Consider the following 19,190-nt stretch of genomic DNA (forward strand, 5'->3'; position numbering starts at 1 on the left):
AGCAGAATCAGAATTGGTAGGTAACACCGGTTAATTTTTCTGAAACTTCCCAAAGTTTTTGAGCTGCTTCAGCCTGATGCGAAGCAGCATTCGATTTCACCTTCACCGGATGCCCCTTCATTTCGTTAAATCCGTCGGGGCCATAGTATTCACCTCCCTGAACATTGGCATCAACTGCAGCCCTAATTTGAGGAAGGGCGCCCATGTCGGGCGTTTGCGAGATCAGTTTAAATACAGGATAGCCGATTTTAAACCACGAATATTTTTCGATATAGCGCATCAGTCCGGTTCGCGAGACGCCCGGGTGGGCGGCAACGGCCATGGTTTCAGCTTTATTGTTATTTAGTTTTCGCTGCAACTCGTAGGTGAACAACAGGTTGGCCAGTTTCGACTGGGCGTAGGCTTTCATGGGCTGGTAGCCTTTTCCGTTTTCAAAAAGCAGGTTGTCGAAATGAATTTTTCCAGCTTTGTGAGCCATGCTGCTTACGTTCACAATACGCGATTTGGGTGTTTTCAATAACAGCCCCAATAATTGTCCGCTCAATGCAAAGTGTCCCAGGTGGTTGGTTCCCAGCTGGGCCTCAAAACCATCGCTGGTGGTGAAATAGGGCGTGGTCATGATGCCGGCATTGTTGATCAGCAGATTTAGCTGTGGCAATTCGGCCTTCATTTTGTCGGCAAAATTTTTAATCGAAGCAAGGCTCATTAAATCGAGGGCTTCCACTTCTATACTGCCTTTAATTTCATTTTTCAAAATTTGGGCTTTGGCCTCTTCTCCTTTAGCCAAATCGCGGCAGGCCATGATTACCCGCGCTCCTTTTTGTGCGAAAGCCTTCACTGTTTCATAACCCAGGCCTGAATTGCCGCCGGTTACGATTGCTATTTTGCCTTCGAGTTGAGGCATGGCACTTAAATCCCAATGTTGTTTCATTTACTGATGGTTTGAACTTTTTGTTTCGATTTAATGATAAAGATTACAATGAAGGCTACTTTCAATGCAATGCCTGGTATCATTAACAAGGCGGGATGAGCAAAGGTTCCCTGTGAACGTAAATAACTTCCACTTAAAAAAAGTGTGAGGCCGAGTAGCAAAAGAAGCAATTCAAAACCTGGTTTGTAACTTCCGTCGCGGTATTTTCCAAGAATGTAGAATATTTTACAGGCAACACCCGTCAGGATGATAAGCAGAGGAAGTGGTGCCTCGAGTCCGCTTGCTTTCATCACAATGCCGGCTGTTAGGAGGATGATTCCTGCAAAAAGTAGCCATTTACTGCTCATGGGTTCTGTTTGTAAATGAATGATTTTAATCTGAGCGAAAATAGAAAGAATTATTGAAACACAGCCCGCTTAAAAACAAACACAAGCAACAATGGAGCCAGGCTCCTATTCAAATTCGTAAAACCTTACATAGTCGACCTCAAAGCTAAGCGGAAATTGGGTGTTTGAAGGATTTCCCCCGTTCGAACCCAGGGCCAGATTCAACAAAAGATAAAAACTTTCGTCCATTCCAAAGGGATTATGACCATCGGGATTAAGTGTTTTTGTTAAGTCAATTTCGTTGATGGTTTCCCCGTCGATGGCAATGCGCATCGTTTGGGCGTCCCAATGCAGCGACCACACGTGGTATTTTTCAACCCAGCGTGGATCTTTGTTCAGAAAATGTTCCAGAGGAACGACGGCTGTATCCCATTCGCCGGTGTATGCTTTTTCCGATCCCCAGGCAGCATTGGCGAGTATGGCGGGCTTTCTGTCCGGGCGATAAAACTCCATGATGTCGATTTCACCTCCATGAGGCCACCGGCCTTTGCTTCCAAGCAGCCAGATGGCCGGCCACGATCCCATGGAAGAGTCGATGCGGGCCCTTATTTCGTAGTAACCTCCCCCTTTCCATTCATGATTACCTCTGGTAATAAGGCATGCCGAGCTGTATTCGGCATATTGCCTGTTAATTCGCCAATTGTCGCTTTGTGGATTGTAGTTGGGATTTATGATCTTTTCCCGCTTTCCTTCGATTAGTAAACGTCCCTTACTGCAATTGGCATTTTGAGGCTGGTACCACTGAAGTTCATTGTTACGAACAAAACCATATTCATAACCCCAGTTGTTGGCATTGGGCTTTCCTTCGTTGTTGAACTCATCGTGCCATATCAGTTTCATCCCTTCATATTCACAGGGTCCATCGTTTACAACATGGTAAGGATCTGTTTCTGCCCCACCGGGATTTTGGCTTCCAAAGCTTTTAAAAAATGGCATGGTGAGCAGCGAAATCAGCAGCAGGCTTGCCTGAATTTTATGCATGGTGTAGGTTTTATTAGTATCAATAATGATAAAGTTTCTCCTTATACAAAAATGCATCCTATTGATATGAAGCACTGGGATGAATCTGAATATTCATAAGATGAAATGGATGGAAATAGCAATTTTTCGGAAATAAATAATACTTTTTAATTCCTAATTGGAGATAAAACTTCAGCCTGCATGATCGAAACTGCTTTCTGAAGACAGGAAGTGTTTTTATTTCAATGATTATTCTGGAAGTTAATTGGCCGGCATTCCTTTTATGACTGGAAAAATTGCTATAAAATGTTGATTTCATTTTACACGGATTTTCACTTTACCAATACATTAGCAACGGGAGTTTTTTTATTGCAAGCGGCTTTCCCGGAAGGCCGGTTTTCCTTCAAATAGAATATTAACCTGTTTATATAACTTATGCTGAAAATGAAGAAAATGAAACAAGCAGTAATATTGCTATTGCTGACATTGTGCACAATGGGGGGAGCGATGGCCCAGCATCCCGACTGGGAGAACCCCGAAGTTTTTGGAATCAACAAGGAGGAAGCAAGGGCTACATCGATGGTTTATCCCGACGAAGACATGGCCTATAAGAACAATTATCAGGCTTCGCCATTTTATCTCTTATTGAACGGAACATGGAAATTTAACTGGGCGCCCAACCCGGCACAACGTCCTGAATTGTTCTATCAGGAAACATACGACGTTTCCCACTGGGATGAAATTAAAGTCCCATCAAACTGGGAACTCGAAGGATATGGTGTTCCGATTTATACCAATATTCGTTATCCCTTTCCCAAAAATCCACCATTTATTGCACACGACAATAATCCGGTTGGCTCGTACCGCCGTACCTTTACCATTGATGAAAGCTGGACTGGTCGCAAGGTTTTCCTGCATTTTAAAGCCGGAACATCGGGCATGTACGTTTGGGTAAATGGCGAAAAAGTGGGATACAGCCAGGTGACGAAATCGCCTGTTGAATTTGATATTAGCCCTTATGTCCGACTGGGAGAGAATACCCTGGCTGTTGAAGTGTATCGCTGGACCGATGGCAGCTACATCGAGGATCAGGATTTTTGGCGCTTAAGCGGCATCGAACGCGACGTGTATTTGTATTCCACTGCACAGGCCCGTATTTTCGATTTTTTTGCCAGACCACAGCTTGACGCCAACTATAAAAATGCTATGTTGAACACCGAGTTGCTGATTCGCAATTATGATGATGAAAAGCTGGAGGGTGCCAGTGTGAAGCTAAATCTTTTCGATGCTTCAGGCAGGCAGGTACTTTCAACGAATAAGCAATTCACTGTGGATGCAGCTTCGGATCAGAAAATCATTATTTCTGAGAAGGTGAAGCAGCCTTTGTTATGGAGTGCCGAAACACCTCATCTTTACAAGTTGGTGCTCAGTCTTCTTGATCAAGATGGTGACCTGATTGAAGCGACCAGTACCCGCATTGGTTTTCGCAGTGTGGAACTGAAAAACGGACAATTGCTGGTTAATGGCCAGCGCATCATGGTAAAAGGGGTGAATTTGCACGAACACGACGATCGCACCGGACACTACGTGCCGCAAGAAACCATCATGAAGGACCTGAAAGTGATGAAGCAGTTCAACATCAATGCCATTCGCACCAGTCATTATCCGCATGCTCCCGAATTGTATGAATTGTGCGATGAATACGGATTTTATGTGGTGGATGAAGCCAATATTGAAACCCACGATATGGGGGCTGAGTTTCAGGCCTGGTTTCGTCAGTCGGAGCACCCGGCCTATCGACCCGAATGGGATGCAGCCCATCTCGACCGCATTGTACGTCTGGTTGAGCGCGATAAAAACCATCCTTCGGTAATTATCTGGAGTTTAGGAAATGAATGCGGAAACGGACCCGTGTTTTTCAAGGCATACGATTGGATCAAGAAGCGTGATATCAGCCGCCTGGTGCAGTTTGAACAGGCCGGTGAAAAATCGAATACCGACATTGTGAGCCCCATGTACCCTTCAATAAGAAACATGAAGGAGTATGCCAGCAGAGAACAGGTCGACCGTCCTTACATTATGTGTGAATATGCACATGCCATGGGCAACAGTACCGGAAACTTTAAGGAATACTGGGACATTATTTATGCTTCGCCCAACATGCAGGGTGGCTTTATCTGGGACTGGGTTGACCAGGGACTTTTAACCACCGATGGCAATGGCCGCAGCTTTTGGGGATATGGCGGCGACCTTGGCAGCGGGCATTTGCACAACGATGCTAACTTCTGCCTGAACGGACTGGTGTTTCCCGATCGTACACCACATCCCGGATTGTACGAAGTAAAAAAAGTATACCAGAACATTCGCTTTACTGCCAATACGCCGGTTGAAGGGAAAATTACTGTGGCCAACGAATACAATTTTACTTCGCTGGGTCAGTTCGATTTTGCATGGGAGCTGCTGGTGAATGGTGAAGTAAAAAAGAAGGGAACTTTTGAAACCAACCTGGGGCCCGGCAAAAGCAGGGAAATCACGCTGCCCCTGGGTGCCATCGATATGAGTCAAAACGATGAGTATTTGCTGAATGTATATGCATACACACGCAAAGCCACCGATCTGCTTCCTGCAGGTCATGAACTTGCCCGTGAGCAGTTCGCGCTCAATGCCGATGCCTGGTTTGCTAAAAATGAAAATTCAAGGGCTTCCGAAAAACTCGAAGTAAAGGAAGATGAGCGTTCGCTCACCGTTTCGGGTGATGCGTTTCAGGTGCGCTTCGATAAAGGTTGGGGCGGGTTGACTGATTACCGATACAAGGGGAAACGCCTTTTACAATCGGCTCCCGATCCGAACTTCTGGAGAGCTCCGGTTGATAATGACTTTGGAAACAATTTGTCGCGTTCGTCAAATAGTTGGCGCGAGGCCGGACATCATAAACGGATGACCGGATTTGAAAGCGAACAGAACGACAATCAGGTGAAAGTAACAGTCAATTGGGAGCTCACCGATGTGAACTCGCAGTATAGCGTGGTATATACCATTTCGCGTGATGGCTCGGTGCAGGTCGATGCTTCGTTCAAGGCAGGAAAAGAAGGCTTGCCTGAGATGCCCCGCTTTGGTATGGTGATGGAAGTACCTGCTGCCTTCAATAACTATACTTATTATGGTCGTGGTCCGTGGGAAAACTACAGCGACCGGAATTATTCATCGCAGCTCGGAATTTACCAAAGCAAGGTGGCCGATCAGTATGTACCCTACATCAGGCCACAGGAAAACGGTAACAAAACCGATGTACGCTGGTTAAGCCTTAGCGACAGCGAAGGAAACGGACTGATGATTAAAGGCAAACAGGCCTTGAGCGTTACTGCTCTGCACAACCCTGTGAATGATTTTGATCCGGGAGTAAGCAAGAAGCAACGACATACCACCGATATTTATCCCCGCGATCAGGTCTTTCTGTATGTCGATTTGCTACAGCGCGGCGTTGGTGGCGATGACAGCTGGGGTCGAAGGCCGCACGACCAGTATCGTCTTTTGGACAAAGCATACAGCTACAGCTACATTCTTTCACCGCTTAAGTAGGAAACAACAAATAACAGAACAAAGGTTGCATCATCGGTTGGTGCAACCTTTTGTTTGTTAAAGAGATCGTGTAGGTGAAGGTCTGAGCTGTCAATTTTCAAGTTAATTCAGTTATCTTTGAAGCACTTATGTCATGGTCTATATTTAAAACTTTTTGTTTTATGTTTCGAATTGGTATTGTTTTGCTGCTCTTGTTTTTATCATCAACTGTTTTTGCTCAGCAGAAGCTCGATTTTAACAAGCTTTCTGTCGAAGACGGATTTTCAGGAAGTAAGGCGAATGCCATCATTCAGGACAGCAAAGGCTTTATCTGGATTGGTACCTGGAACGGTCTGAACCGTTACGATGGTTATCACTGCGAAATTTTCAGACCCGACTATCATGATTCGACCACCATTAGTAGTCGCGAGGTGGTAGAATTGCTCGAGGACAAAGAGGGCAATATCTGGATTGGTACTTCATCGGGATTAAACTGTCTGAATCCTGCCACGCTCGACATTCGCAGGTACGAATTTGATCACCGGATTATTGCACTTTATGAGGACAAGTTGGGCCAGATCTGGGTCGGAACCTGGAATGACGGACTCTATCGGCTTAACCCCCAAAGCGGCGACACCGAACATTTTCTGCTCAACGACATTGTAAGCGACATATTTGAAGATTCGCGTGGAAACCTGTGGATTGCAACTTATTACGGATTGGTCAATTTTGACAGAAATACTTCAGGCTACGTGCGTTATCTTCCCAACGAGAACAAGGCATCCAATTCCATCAGTCATTCCATTATTACCAACATTGTTGAAAGCGAAAACGGTGATTTATGGCTGGGGTCATGGGGTGGTGGCCTCGATCGGGTAAAGGTGCATCCCAACCGCGATAGTCTTCAGTTCATCCATTATATGGCAGGAAGTGGCGAACATGAGCTTTCGTCGAATGTTGTATATCGTCTTTATTACGACGATTTCGACAACCTTTGGATCGGAACCTGGGATCAGGGACTGAATCTTCTGGTGAAGGAACAACAACAGAAAGCACCCGGTGAAGCTGTTTTTTATTCTTATCAAACCGACCTGAGTGATGCCTACAGCCTGTCAGGAAATAACGTCACCTCTCTTTTTGTCGATCGTTCGGGCATCCTTTGGGTGGGCAGTTCGAAGATCGACCGGGCCAATATCAATAAAACAGGAGTAACCCGTTACAAAACCAACCGCCTGGTTGACCATCAATACATCGAAAGCTATGTTCGTATTTTTGAAGAACAGGATCCCTTTATCTGGGTAGGAAGTTCTTCTGAATTAATGCTGTATAAAAAGGATAAACAACAATACCGGAATGTAAAAAATATTGGTCAGCTGCAATACCGCTTCGATAATTACACCTATACCTCGAATTCGGTAATGAGTATCATTCATGTTGATGATGAACTTTGGGTGGGTACCGAGGATGCCGGCTTGCTTTGGTTTGACGCCCGCAATCCTGAAAAAGTATCGATGAATCGGTTCTCCTTTCTGAATACCGCTACACAGCCTGCATTACCAGGTAATAAGGTGAGCAATCTTTTTGCTTCAAAAAAATACAAGGGAGTAATTTGGGGTGGAACCATGCAAAACGGCTTTTTTAGTCTTTACCGTACTGCCGCCGGTATAAAAGTTAAACATTACCGTGCAGGGCGCGACAGCAGCCGTTGCAGTGACAATAACATCAGGGCCATTTACGAGGACCATCGGGGTAAAGTTTGGATCGGAACCCAGAACGGGCTCAATTGTTTCGACCCCGAAACCGAAACCTTTCAGAAATTCTTCTATTCGTTGCCCGACACCAATTCAATCAACGACAATGTTATCAATGTGATTTACGAGGACCACCTGAATAATCTTTGGATCGGAACCAATGCCGGTTTGAATAAAAAGCTGGTGCGTAAAGCCGATGACGGGACAGAAACAATTTATTTCAAAGGCTATCCCAAGGTTGATAACCTGAATAATGAAATAATTCTGAATATACTGGAAGATGATTTCAACCATCTGTGGCTTGGATTTTATCGCGGACTCGTACAGTTTAACGAAGAAGAAGAAAAAATTGTTAAGGAATATTTCACCAATGAATTCCAGAATGTACGTATACAGCGAAGTTCGGCCCTGAAAACCAACAATGGCCTTCTGTTTTTTGGAGGGGATGGTTTTCTGTCGTTCAACCCCGACAGCCTGTTTAAGAACTCACTAGCACCTCAGGTTGGTATCACCGACGTATTGGTTTATAATGAAAGCATTCAGAATAGAAAAGATAAGTACCAACTCGATCAAACCATTCCTTATTTAGAAGGCATCGAACTTTCTTACCGCGACGAAGTGCTTACCTTTGTTTTTTCAGCCATGGATTTTAAAAATCCTGAGAAAAACCGCTATGCCTATATTCTTGAAGGATATGATAAACAGTGGAATGAAATTGGCTCACGAAATACTGCGACCTATACAGGCATTCCGCCCGGCGACTATGTTTTTAAAGTAAAAGCGGCAAACAGCGACGGAGTATGGAGCATTGAACCTGTAAGCTTCGATCTGTCGGTTAAGCCACCCTGGTGGCGCACCATCTGGGCCTATTTATTTTATGTAATTTTAATTTTTGGTCTGCTTTATTTCTTCAAGGAATATTCAATTATACAGGTTAGAGAGAAAAGCCGGATCATGCTCGAACACCTGCACAGCGAAGAAAAGGAACGTCTCAATGAGTTGAAGGCCCATTTCTTTACCGATATTACCCATGAATTCAGGACACCGCTTACTTTGATTCTGGGGCCTGCGCGTGAATTGAAATCAATGGGTGGTATACCTTCTTACGCCGTGAAGCAGGCCGATTTAATTCAACGCAATGCGCATAAACTGTTGCGCCTTGTGAATCAGCTGATGGAATTCAGGGTCATCGAAAAAGGAAAAACCAAACTGAATATTCAGCGCTGTGATGTGGTAGAGCTGATGGATGGCCTCTATGAATCGTTTAAACCCATGGCCGATACCCGTAACATTGATTTCAAAATTAGCTACAATAGTCCGGCAATCATTGCCTGGGTCGATTGTGAGAAGTTTGAAAAAGTGGTTTATAACATTGTGTCCAATGCCTTCAAGTATTCTGAAGACGAAGGGCAAATTGGTATTATTGTCGCGCTGGAGGAAAACGATAAAGAAGAAAAAGTACTTGTCATTGAAGTTGAAGATAGCGGCATTGGCATTGCCGATGAGTACAAGGAGAAGGTATTTGAACGCTTTTTTCAGGTGCATCAAAAACGTACGCAAAATACCGGAGGAATTGGTTTGTACATTTCAAAGTCGCTCATTGAAGAGCATGGCGGAACCATTGAACTCGATAGTGAACCCGGTAAAGGAAGTTGTTTCCGAATTGCTGTTCCTGTTGGTGACGGCCATCAACTTGCATTGAATGAGAACGATGAAGCCATGCCAGCACAGGCAGCGAAGCATGTGGCAATAGAAGAAAGTGCCGAAAATGAAGCCATGCCTGCCCGTAACGGAAACAACAGCAAATTGCCCACGGTGCTGATTGTTGAAGACGATAACGACATGAACGAGTTCCTGGTATCGGGACTCAGCTCCGGATTCAATGTACTGGCATCGTTCAATGGGCGCGAAGGGCTTGAGCTGGCACATAAGGCCAACCCCGACATCATTGTTACCGACATTATGATGCCTGAAATGGACGGCTTTGAATTGTGTAAAGCGCTTCGCAAAGATCTCTCAACATCGCATATTCCTGTTATTTTTCTTACGGCTAAAACCATGCACGAAGACGAAATCAAAGGTTTGAAACTGGGCGCAATCGATTATGTTTATAAACCCTTCAATCTGATTTCGTTGAAGCTGAAAATTCAAAATGTACTCGATAACCGCAAAAGCCTGCACGAGAAAATGCGGGCCGAGCAGTTGCTGGCGCCCGAAACCATCGAGCTCTCATCGCTCGACGAAACTTTTTTAAAGGATGCTGTCGATGCTGTGAATAAATTCCTCGACGATTCGTCGTTCGATGTGGAGAAATTCAGTCAGGAAATCGGGATCAGTGCCAACCAGGCCTATCGAAAAATAAAGGCACTCACAGGTCAAACGGCCAAAGAGTTCATCCGAAATCAACGACTGAAAACAGCAGCCTCGTTGCTGCTTCAGGAAAGGCGATCGATCTCGGAAATCATCTACATGGTCGGATTTTCTAGTCCTTCGTATTTTACCCGTTGTTTTAAGGAATATTATGGCTGTACCCCCAAGGAATACATCGATCGGAAGGGCAATGTTGAATAAATGGGAGTGACTTTGCAGTTTTTACTTCGTTCTCGCTAAAAAACGTTTGTTTTTCGATTTTGTGATAGTTTATGATCGGTTTCTTGCATCCGCTGCGGGCCTGTTCCTTTATTTTTGATTGTTGTGTTTGCTTGATGAACTTTTTAGCTTCATCGTGAAGTTGATAGCTGGCACATCATGCTTAGAAAAACTCCAAAAACATGAGACAAGAACAAAGAGAAATCAAAAAAATGAAGACGGGCTTACTCGCCTTGTTGCTCTTACTAAGTAGCAGCAGTTTTTTATTTGCACAGCAAAAGTCGTTTCGCCCGGGTGAACTATGGCCCGATGAGGAGGGCGTGCACATCAATGCCCACGGTGGTGGTATTTTATTTCACGAAGGTACCTGGTACTGGTTTGGTGAACATAAAACAGCCGGAAGGGGTGGAAATACTGCTCTGGTAGGAATCGGATGCTATGCATCGACCGATTTGTACAATTGGGAAAACAAAGGAATTGCCCTTTCGGTTGTCGACGATCCTGAATCGGACATCGTGAAAGGTGCGGTAATGGAACGCCCTAAGGTAATTTTCAACGAAAAGACGGGCAAGTTTGTCATGTGGTTTCATCTCGAACTAAAAGGGAAGGGCTACAGTGCCGCCCGTACGGGTGTAGCCATCAGCGATAAGGTAACGGGGCCCTACGAATACATCCGCTCGTACCGGCCCAATGCAGGAGATTGGCCACTTGAATTTACCAATGCAATGAAGACGGCCGTCGATAACAAGGAACTGGAATGGTGGACCGCCGAATGGCGCAAGGCGGTTGATGACGGGTTGTTTGTACGCCGAGACTTCGAAAAGGGACAAATGGCACGCGACATGACCCTTTTTGTCGACGATGACGGAACGGCTTATCACATTCATTCTTCTGAAGAAAATCTGACCATTCATATTTCAGAACTTAACTCCGATTATACCGGTTTTACCGGAAAGTGGACCCGTGTTTTCCCCGGAGGCCATAATGAAGCACCAGCACTTTTTAAGCGAAATGGTATGTACTACATGATCACATCGGGTTGTACCGGATGGGATCCGAATGCTGCTCGTTCGGCAGTTTCCAAATCGATTTGGGGCCCCTGGGAACCTCTGGGTAATCCCTGCATGGGCGAAGGAGCCGATCTTACTTTCGATTCGCAAAGCACCTTTGTTTTGCCGGTTCCGGGTAAGCAAGATGCCTTTATTTTTATGGGTGATCGGTGGAGGCCCCGCAATCCCATTGATGGCCGTTATATTTGGCTGCCCCTTGAATTTGATGGCGAAAAACCTGTCATGCGCTGGCACGATGAATGGGATTTATCGATTTTCGATCAATAATTCAATTGCAGGAAAAGCGATAATAAGCTGCAGGAGCCGGTATTTGTATGATGCCGGCTCCTGTGCTTTTGCATTGATAAGCAACTGAGTTAAAAATTAATTCTCTATTTTTGCCGGACATTTTAAAAGCTGTTGTTCATTGGTGCAATGGCTTGTTTATTTTTTCAATATAGAATAGGATGATTGAAAAGAAGGAAGTAAGTATTAATGAAGCGGCCGACATTATAAAACGTGGAGGACTGGTGTCGTTTCCAACCGAGACCGTTTATGGTTTGGGGGCCGATGCCTTTAATGCTCAGGCGGTGGCACGTATTTTTGAGGAGAAGGAACGACCTTCGTTTGACCCACTCATTGTTCATATTGCCGACAAGCAGCAATGGGAAGATTTTTGTCAGCCTGAATTAAAGGAACTTGTCGACCGGCTGGCTGAAAAATTCTGGCCCGGGCCGCTAACGCTGGTGCTTCCGCGAAAAAATAATTTGCCCGAAATTGTCACTTCCGGGCTCTCGACGGTTGGTGTACGCATGCCTGCGCACCCGGTAGCCCTTGAGCTGATCCGGAGGGCAGGCACCCCGATTGCCGCACCCAGCGCCAATAAATTTGGAATGCTTAGCCCGACAGAAGCAGCCCATGTGGTCAAACAGCTCAAAGGGGTCGATGCCGTGCTCGACGGGGGAAAGACGACCGTTGGCATCGAGTCGACCGTGATTTCGCTGAGCCGCGAAGGATTTGTAATGTTACGGCCCGGTGCCATTACCAGTGAGGAACTGGAGCACATCCTGCCGCAAATTACGGCTCCGGCAGGTGGAACAGGCCTTGCTTCACCCGGACTGCTGAAATCGCATTACAGCCCGCGTAAACCGCTTTATATCGAAGGGGAGTCGCACATTAAAGGTGACAAGGGAAAAGCAGGCTACATCGCTTTACAAAAGACTTCAGAGAAGTTACCCTTTGCCCGTGTTGAATACCTTTCGGAAAATGGCGATTTAAAAGAAGCTGCCATTCATCTTTTTAGTGCGCTGCATCGCCTTGAGGAAAGCGATGTTGACTTCATCGTTGCTCAGCCGGTTCCCGAAAAGGGAATTGGTATTGCGGTAATGGACCGATTGCGCAAAGCAGCTTATCAGTACCGTAACGAAGCAGAGTAAGTAGTCAAAAAATACATAAAAAAAGAAGGCTGAAATCTACCCGATTTCAGCCTTCTTTTTAATATACAGTAGTGCGTTTACCGTTGAATATACCAGTTGTTCATGTCCTGGAGTTTCGACTCAATGGCTGCTGCATTGGCAGCGTGTTTTTGAGCTACCTTTTGAGCCAGGTACGAAGGATCGTTGCGACGGATGGCGATGCGCATCAGGTCGTGAAAACGGTTGCCTTCGAAGGCGAGTTCAAGCGCCATTTCGTCAAGCAGTAAATCTTCGACATACTCGATTGAATCGGTAAGCGTTGGAAGTACCGGAATACGGTAAGCCGGTATGGTTGAAACATTGCCCGAACCACGTGCATGGATGCCGCCGTTATTTTCAAATATGTTTTCGTTAAAGTTGGTGTAAGTAAGGAAAGTTCCCGTGCTGTCGGTGTAGCTACTGTATTTTTCGTGGCGCGGAACAATGGAATCTGTCGCCATTACCTGGGGGCTTAAACCATGCTTCAACACGGCAAAGGCCAGATTCGGTTTACCAGCACGGTTTACGGCCTCGGCATAGCGCAGGTATAAGGTGGCAATACGGTAAACAATAATTGCTTTTGAATTATCACCTGTCAGATCACTGTACTTAATAATAACATTCCCCAATTCGGTCGTCGAACCCGAGGCCATCGAAAAATCACGATACGACCCGGGATAACCACGCATGTCGCCTTCGGTTATCATGTTTTTTGATTCATAATACGTTTGCCGATTCCAATTATTAATGGCAGGCTCCGAAGGCATAATTTCGTACTTATACATTGTAAGGCTGTCCATTAACGAGCCATCGCCAAATTCGGTCGAAGCAGCCATCAGTGATATATTTTCTGAACTGTTAAGGTCAAAGATTTGAGTAAACCAGTTACTGTACCATGAATTAAAATTAAACACCTGATCTTCTGTTAGCCAGCGCATGTAGCGCATTGTGCTTGTGTATAAATTCTCTTCCACCATCAGTTCGTGATAAGCCATGGCAGCCTCTTCGTATAAGCCTTTCCACAGATACAAGTCTCCCAGCAGCATATTGACCGGAAAAAACAACTTACTGGACTGGATATTATCGCTCAGTGAAATGGCCTCAGGCAATTCATATTCTTTCCAGGGTAACAGGTCGGCAATCAGTACATCGGCCAGTTCATCGAAAGCATATTCGGGATACTGTTTTTCAGCATCGCTAAGGGTGAGTAATGGATCCTCATAATAAATTACTTTTCCATAGTTTAAAGCCAATTGCATGTAGGTCCAGGCACGTATTCCTTTTATTGCTGCGTATTCGCGGTACATCACCTTTTCAGCTTCAATAACTATGGAAGTGTCGATTTTTTGAATCACATAGTTACAGGCATTAATTACTTCGTAATAACTTTTACTATCGACATAGGGATTGTCAGCTGCAAACTCGAAGTTGTTAATTTCCTTTAGATAGATTCCGGCATTTTCAGTTATATCCATCAGGTCAGCCCTAAGTTCACCGAGTAATACATATTGACCCGACAATTTCGATAGCTTACTTAAGACGCCTGCATTCCCATAAATAGCTTCTTCAGGTGATGCAATGCTATGATCGTCGGGCTTCAGAATCCTTTCCGAATCGACATCGAATATGCTGTTACAGCTGTACATCGAAAATGCCACTGCCAACACGCCCAGCCATATTTTGTTATATTTCTTCATCGTATGTTTGTATATTTTGGTGTTCATCATTAAAGGTTCATTTTAATTCCTATAAAATATCCCCTCGTGGAAGGAATCAAACCGGTATCGATACCCTGGAAAAGTACACTATTGTAGGGTGAAACTTCAGGATCGCGTCCGAGATAGTTGCTGAATGTAAACAGGTTATTAGCCGATAAACTCACGGTTAATCCGGAAATTATACTGGTTTTTAAATCAACTTTGTAATTAAGGGTCAATGATTTAAACTTCAGATAGGAACCATCTTCAATCCAGCGGTCGGAAAAACGTGCATTGCCCATGGGGTCAGCATACATGGCTTTAGGCTGGTTGGTCACATGGCCTTCGTACGACCAGCGGGTAAGCATTGCAGTGGTTTGGTTCATAATGGTTCCTTCAACAGAGCCGCCACCCGATTCGAGTTGCGAACGCAGGTAATTGTACACTTCGTTTCCATATGAATAGGTAAAATAGGCATCGAGACTGAAGTTTTTATAGGCCAGCATGCTTGAGAACGAACCATAAATATCGGGATTTGGATCGCCAATGACTTGTTTGTCCTCTTCGTTGATGATATTGTCATTGTTCAGGTCTTCAAAATGGACATCGCCAGCAGTAAAGTAAGTATCATTCCCAGCCCGGTCAACAATTTTCAGATTTGCATTTGATGCTTCGTCCTGTGTTACAAATACTCCAAGTGATTTATAGCCGTAAAACAATCCAGCCGGATTTCCTTTTGAAGTGATTATTTCAGCATTTAGTACTGAAGTGGTATAGCTGCCTTGTGGCAAATCCATCATCTGGTTGGTGTAATGACCTGCACTGGCCGAAACTTCCCATTTAAGGTTTTTCCTGTTCAAAACTTTAATGCTCGTGTTTACTTCGAAACCAGTATTCTGTAAGCTGCCACTGTTTCCTAAATAATATTTGTCGCCTACAAGCATTGGAGCTTCAAGCATCGAAAGCAGATTGGATGTTTGATTATTATAAACATCAAAGGTCAGGTCCATCCGGTTGTTGAATAAGCTGGCATCGACACCAAAATTCAGCTTTGCTGTAGTTTCCCATTGTACTTTATCGTTACCAAGGTTATCAATTACTAATGCGTTGGCACGTCCCATGTATCTTTCTGAAGATAGATAGGAAACCCAGGCATAGGGAAGGATGTCGTCGTTTCCGCTTAAGCCGTAGCTGGCACGAACTTTCAGGCGGTTGATAAAGTGGATACCGCTCATAAAGTCTTCCGATGATGCCAGCCATGCAGTATTTAGCGATGGGAAGAATCCCCAGCTTTGGCCAAATAGTTGAAAACCACCTTCAGTTTGGCGACCAAAGCGCGATGAACCATCGAGGGCCATGGCTACTGTGGCATAATAGCGGCCCTGATAGTTATAATCGATGTTAATGTAATTCGAAATGGAGCGGATGCGGTTGTTCAGGCCGTCGGCATCTTTAAACTCCATTTCTCCCATCAGGTTCCTCTTCTGGTCCGATCCGGTATTGTGACCTACACCATAATCCATTTCGTAGAAAGTGGATAAGAAACGCCATCCGAGCATCGCGCCAACATGGTGTCCGCTGGTATAGTTTTTTGTGTAGCTGATCCGGGTATCGTCGAAAACGGTGATATCGCGCATAACCTGTCCAATGAACATGTTTTCCGAAATGCCATAGCCCTCGATGTACTGATCGGCAGCTCCGACCATCGGTTTATAAAAAGTTTCCTGTACTTTATCGATACTATAATCGAACATGCTGCTCAGGGTCAGTTCGGGTGTTATTTTATACACCGGCTTCAAACCAATGTTGAGACGGTTATTCTTGTTCAGGTTAAGTGAATTGGCAATTATGGCCGAGGGGTTACCTACATTAAACAAGTCACTGTCTTCGAAATTTTTAGTAAGTGTTCCACTAACAGTATAGGTATTGGGATGTAAAAATGGTGCTTTAATCATTGCCTGGTAGGTGGGCGATGTATAAAAATCAACCCCGTCGTTGAGCATTGTGCGGTCGATGTTGCTGAAACCGATATTGAGCCCCATATTGAAGTTGTTATGCAGCGAAAAGTCGGCATTAAAGCGTGTATTCAGGCGATTCATGTCGGTAGTTTTAATGATCCCTGTTTGCCCAAAATAACCCAACGAGAAGTTGTATAAAGCTTTATCGTCGCCACCACTTACGTTAATGTTCATGCTTTGAACCTTGCCTGTTCGGTAAACTTCATCATCCCAGTTGGTATTGTTGTGAAAGCGGGGATAGGCAGGATTTGTGGGATCATCCTGCACAAAATAATAATTCCCGATGTTGTTGGCATATAACTCGGTAGTACCCATCAGCTCGGTAGCATATATTTTAAACTGATCGAGCCCCATCATTGGAAGCGAGTTGCTGCTTTCGCTTACACCTCCAAGTGCGTTGACAGTAATTTTTGTTGCTTTATCCTTACCTCTGACCGTATTAATGAGGATGACGCCATTCCCACCTTTGCTTCCATAAATTGAAGTTCCGTCTTTTAAAACGGTTACGCTTTCGATGTCGTTTAAGTCGAGCATGGCCAAAGTATTGTTGAAAAATCCGTTATGCAAAGAAGGTGCATCATAATGGTTTTTCCAGATTACACCGTCAACTACAAACAGGGGCTGTGCATTACGATTCAATGAATTGAATCCACGGATAAAATAAGCGGCACCGGTGCCAGGCATGCCCGACCGGTTGATTGTACGCACATTGCCACCCAATTGTTTTTGGATGGTTCCATCGATGGATGCATCGTACAAATCGTTTATTTCATCAATTTGCCTGATCGCAGCCGTAGTTTGCGAAGTACGTTTGATTTTTCCGGCGATGCTTTCCACTAGTTTATATGAGTCGGAAAATATCTTTGGATATAGGTCAACTTCGAGTTTATCGCGGCCTTGAACGGGAATTTCTCCCTGATTGTATTCAAATGCATTGATAATCAACACCTCGTTTTTTGTTACGATATCGATGGTAAATTCTCCTTCGTTGTTGGTAGTTGCCGATGTTTGACTGTTGAAGGTGCTGATTTGAGCAGCTGCAACTGGCTGACCAGTGTTTGCATCGTGCACAACACCAGAAACTTTGAAATTCTGACCGGTCACAACCGAATCGGGTTGAGCGATGGCAGGTACACACAAGGTAATTGCCCACAATAGAAAAAGCGGACGGATTAATTGGTAAATACCCGGGGCTATGTTAGTTCGTTTCATATTGCACTGTCGTTTCATTATTTCGTATTTGTTATTTCATCACAGGTTCCAGAATGATACAATCGATACGCATATCCCTGCTGAACGCTTCTGCTTCTTCCATCTTCACATCGTTCGAGACTTCAAAAGTTATCGGAGCGTCGGGATAATCACGGCTTACAAGGTTTGCAAACTCAAAATCGAACTGCCCCACAAAAAGCCTGGTCACTTTAGTTGGATCGCTTACGGTAACTTCCGGATTAAAGGTTTTGCGACTGGTACGGCCGCCGGTGGTTCGTATATAGTTCAACACAAACTTAGCCTTCATTGGCTTCACATTATTTGGATCGGCAATGGCATTTGGTACAAACACGCAATAAATATTATAGCTTGCCGACAGAATATTGGGTATTGAAAACTCAACTGATGAAACTGCAAGGTTACTGGTTGTTGTGGGTTCAACTAATATGTACCTGTTGTTAGAAACATCATATTCATCGCCACCATAAACCCTTGAATAAACGTTACTATTGGAATTTTCACGACCCTGAGAATTTTCGGCTTCAATTCTTATTTCATTAAACCAGGCAACCGTGTCGGCATAGGGAAATACATCCGATTGGAATACGATTCCATTACTTAAACTGGTTCCCTGTGTGTTTCCAAATATTTCATCAGGGTTATGGAAAGTTGTATTGGTAGTTGATGTAATTGAATCGAGTGATGCCGGTGATTCAATTTTCCCCCGGAACACCAAATCTTTTACAGTATAGAGAGGGACAAGTTCGTTTTTACGTTCTACTCCACCAAATTCGTCGGGGAAGTTAAAATATTTCCCGATACGCGAAGTGGCATCACTCCATGCATCGTTTTTCAAGGTCAGCATGGTATAAATACTATCTTCGATGTCGAGTTCGCCAATGATACCCAGTACCTGGTTGTGAGATACAAAAACTGAATCGTAAATCGGATCACCATTGTCATTGACCCCGATTTCGAGACTCAGCTGCGGCATAAATACTTTTTGGGTTTGGCCAAACAGGTAGTTCCGGAGGGAATCGATACCCTCGGCATTTTGAAGGTGCTCCCATATGTTATTCTGATAGGGGATGTATCCATTCAGAACATGTACCAACCCATTTTTAGTGGGCTGATTTGGTTGAATGATCGACACATTGCCCATTTCGGCCCCATTGGCTCCCTGTGTAATGTTTAAATATTTATTCGAGAGCATTTTAACAGGCTTGCCGCTTAGGTTGGTAGTTGAATATTTATTACGTGCAATATGGGTTTGAACGACCTGTAATACTTTATTGTAATCGTTCAGATCGATACCCGAAAGTGCTTCGTTATTGGGTGCCCAAACGGTAAAGGTTTGCGACGAACCGATTAAGGAATCGTAAGCTGTAACTTTAAGCATTTCGTTAAAAACACTCAATTCTGACTGTTCGGCGATATATTGGGCAAGTGAATACTCTGGCAAATCAAAATTATCTTCGTTGTAATGTTCTTCCCAATTGTCGTTACACGAGAAGAAAAAGAACAAAGCAGCCATTGCGATGAAATGCCTTAAGCCTATGTACTGAAATCTAGTCATTATGATATG

General features: G+C 44.4%; 10 protein-coding genes. 4 read left to right on the forward strand and 6 right to left on the reverse strand.

Annotation, left to right across the window (positions count from 1 at the left end):
* Window positions 1-7 precede the first annotated feature (7 nt).
* The 3 genes from FHS86_RS01320 to FHS86_RS01330 all read right to left on the reverse strand — a co-directional run bounded on the left by FHS86_RS01320 (window position 8) and on the right by FHS86_RS01330 (window position 2,298).
* Window positions 8-931: an oxidoreductase gene (locus FHS86_RS01320; RefSeq protein WP_429410320.1), complete on the reverse strand. Its 924-nt coding sequence runs from the start codon at window positions 929-931 to the stop codon at window positions 8-10.
* On the reverse strand, window positions 928-1,278 hold the full coding sequence (locus tag FHS86_RS01325) for a hypothetical protein (RefSeq protein ID WP_429410322.1): 351 nt from the start codon (window positions 1,276-1,278) through the stop codon (window positions 928-930). Before FHS86_RS01325 ends, FHS86_RS01320 begins: the two co-directional genes overlap by 4 nt.
* Window positions 1,279-1,383: 105 nt before the next feature.
* Complete coding sequence (locus FHS86_RS01330) at window positions 1,384-2,298, reverse strand: glycoside hydrolase family 16 protein (RefSeq protein WP_429410324.1); 915 nt, start codon at window positions 2,296-2,298, stop codon at window positions 1,384-1,386.
* Window positions 2,299-2,730: 432 nt separating this feature from the next.
* On the opposite strand from FHS86_RS01330, the gene lacZ reads away from it, so the two are divergent.
* The 4 genes from lacZ (at window position 2,731) to FHS86_RS01350 (ending at window position 12,660) form a co-directional block, all read left to right on the forward strand.
* A complete protein-coding gene (gene lacZ, locus FHS86_RS01335; RefSeq protein ID WP_429410326.1) occupies window positions 2,731-5,856 on the forward strand; it encodes a beta-galactosidase, LacZ type in 3,126 nt (1,041 codons plus the stop codon).
* Window positions 5,857-6,017: 161 nt separating this feature from the next.
* Window positions 6,018-10,157 carry a hybrid sensor histidine kinase/response regulator transcription factor gene (locus FHS86_RS01340; protein ID WP_429410328.1) on the forward strand — a complete coding sequence of 1,380 codons (4,140 nt, stop codon included), beginning with the start codon at window positions 6,018-6,020 and terminating at the stop codon, window positions 10,155-10,157.
* A gap of 200 nt (window positions 10,158-10,357) precedes the next feature.
* Window positions 10,358-11,512, forward strand: coding sequence for a glycoside hydrolase family 43 protein (locus FHS86_RS01345; RefSeq protein ID WP_429410330.1), 1,155 nt, complete (start codon window positions 10,358-10,360; stop codon window positions 11,510-11,512).
* Window positions 11,513-11,691: 179 nt separating this feature from the next.
* Window positions 11,692-12,660, forward strand: a complete 969-nt coding sequence (locus tag FHS86_RS01350) for an L-threonylcarbamoyladenylate synthase (protein WP_429410332.1) — start codon at window positions 11,692-11,694, stop codon at window positions 12,658-12,660.
* A 77-nt stretch (window positions 12,661-12,737) separates the two neighbouring features.
* On the opposite strand, the gene FHS86_RS01355 is transcribed toward FHS86_RS01350, so the two are convergent.
* From FHS86_RS01355 to FHS86_RS01365, 3 genes are read right to left on the reverse strand one after another with little or no spacing between them, the layout of a single operon-like run.
* On the reverse strand, window positions 12,738-14,375 hold the full coding sequence (locus tag FHS86_RS01355) for a RagB/SusD family nutrient uptake outer membrane protein (RefSeq protein ID WP_429410334.1): 1,638 nt from the start codon (window positions 14,373-14,375) through the stop codon (window positions 12,738-12,740).
* Between the two features lie 29 nt (window positions 14,376-14,404).
* Window positions 14,405-17,605: a SusC/RagA family TonB-linked outer membrane protein gene (locus tag FHS86_RS01360; RefSeq protein ID WP_429410336.1), complete on the reverse strand. Its 3,201-nt coding sequence runs from the start codon at window positions 17,603-17,605 to the stop codon at window positions 14,405-14,407.
* Window positions 17,606-17,636: 31 nt separating this feature from the next.
* Window positions 17,637-19,181, reverse strand: coding sequence for a fasciclin domain-containing protein (locus FHS86_RS01365; protein ID WP_429410338.1), 1,545 nt, complete (start codon window positions 19,179-19,181; stop codon window positions 17,637-17,639).
* Window positions 19,182-19,190 lie beyond the last annotated feature (9 nt).

Source organism: Roseimarinus sediminis (genome assembly GCF_050433125.1).
Lineage (GTDB): Bacteria > Bacteroidota > Bacteroidia > Bacteroidales > Prolixibacteraceae > Roseimarinus > Roseimarinus sediminis.

What these genes read in the sequence shown, in the direction of transcription:
- FHS86_RS01320 (WP_429410320.1), bottom strand. Translation starts at nt 931, where the DNA reads ATGAAACAACATTGGGATTTAAGTGCCATGCCTCAACTCGAAGGCAAA.
- FHS86_RS01325 (WP_429410322.1), bottom strand. Translation starts at nt 1,278, where the DNA reads ATGAGCAGTAAATGGCTACTTTTTGCAGGAATCATCCTCCTAACAGCC.
- FHS86_RS01330 (WP_429410324.1), bottom strand. Translation starts at nt 2,298, where the DNA reads ATGCATAAAATTCAGGCAAGCCTGCTGCTGATTTCGCTGCTCACCATG.
- lacZ (WP_429410326.1), top strand. Translation starts at nt 2,731, where the DNA reads ATGAAACAAGCAGTAATATTGCTATTGCTGACATTGTGCACAATGGGG.
- FHS86_RS01340 (WP_429410328.1), top strand. Translation starts at nt 6,018, where the DNA reads ATGTTTCGAATTGGTATTGTTTTGCTGCTCTTGTTTTTATCATCAACT.
- FHS86_RS01345 (WP_429410330.1), top strand. Translation starts at nt 10,358, where the DNA reads ATGAGACAAGAACAAAGAGAAATCAAAAAAATGAAGACGGGCTTACTC.
- FHS86_RS01350 (WP_429410332.1), top strand. Translation starts at nt 11,692, where the DNA reads ATGATTGAAAAGAAGGAAGTAAGTATTAATGAAGCGGCCGACATTATA.
- FHS86_RS01355 (WP_429410334.1), bottom strand. Translation starts at nt 14,375, where the DNA reads ATGAAGAAATATAACAAAATATGGCTGGGCGTGTTGGCAGTGGCATTT.
- FHS86_RS01360 (WP_429410336.1), bottom strand. Translation starts at nt 17,605, where the DNA reads ATGAAACGAACTAACATAGCCCCGGGTATTTACCAATTAATCCGTCCG.
- FHS86_RS01365 (WP_429410338.1), bottom strand. Translation starts at nt 19,181, where the DNA reads ATGACTAGATTTCAGTACATAGGCTTAAGGCATTTCATCGCAATGGCT.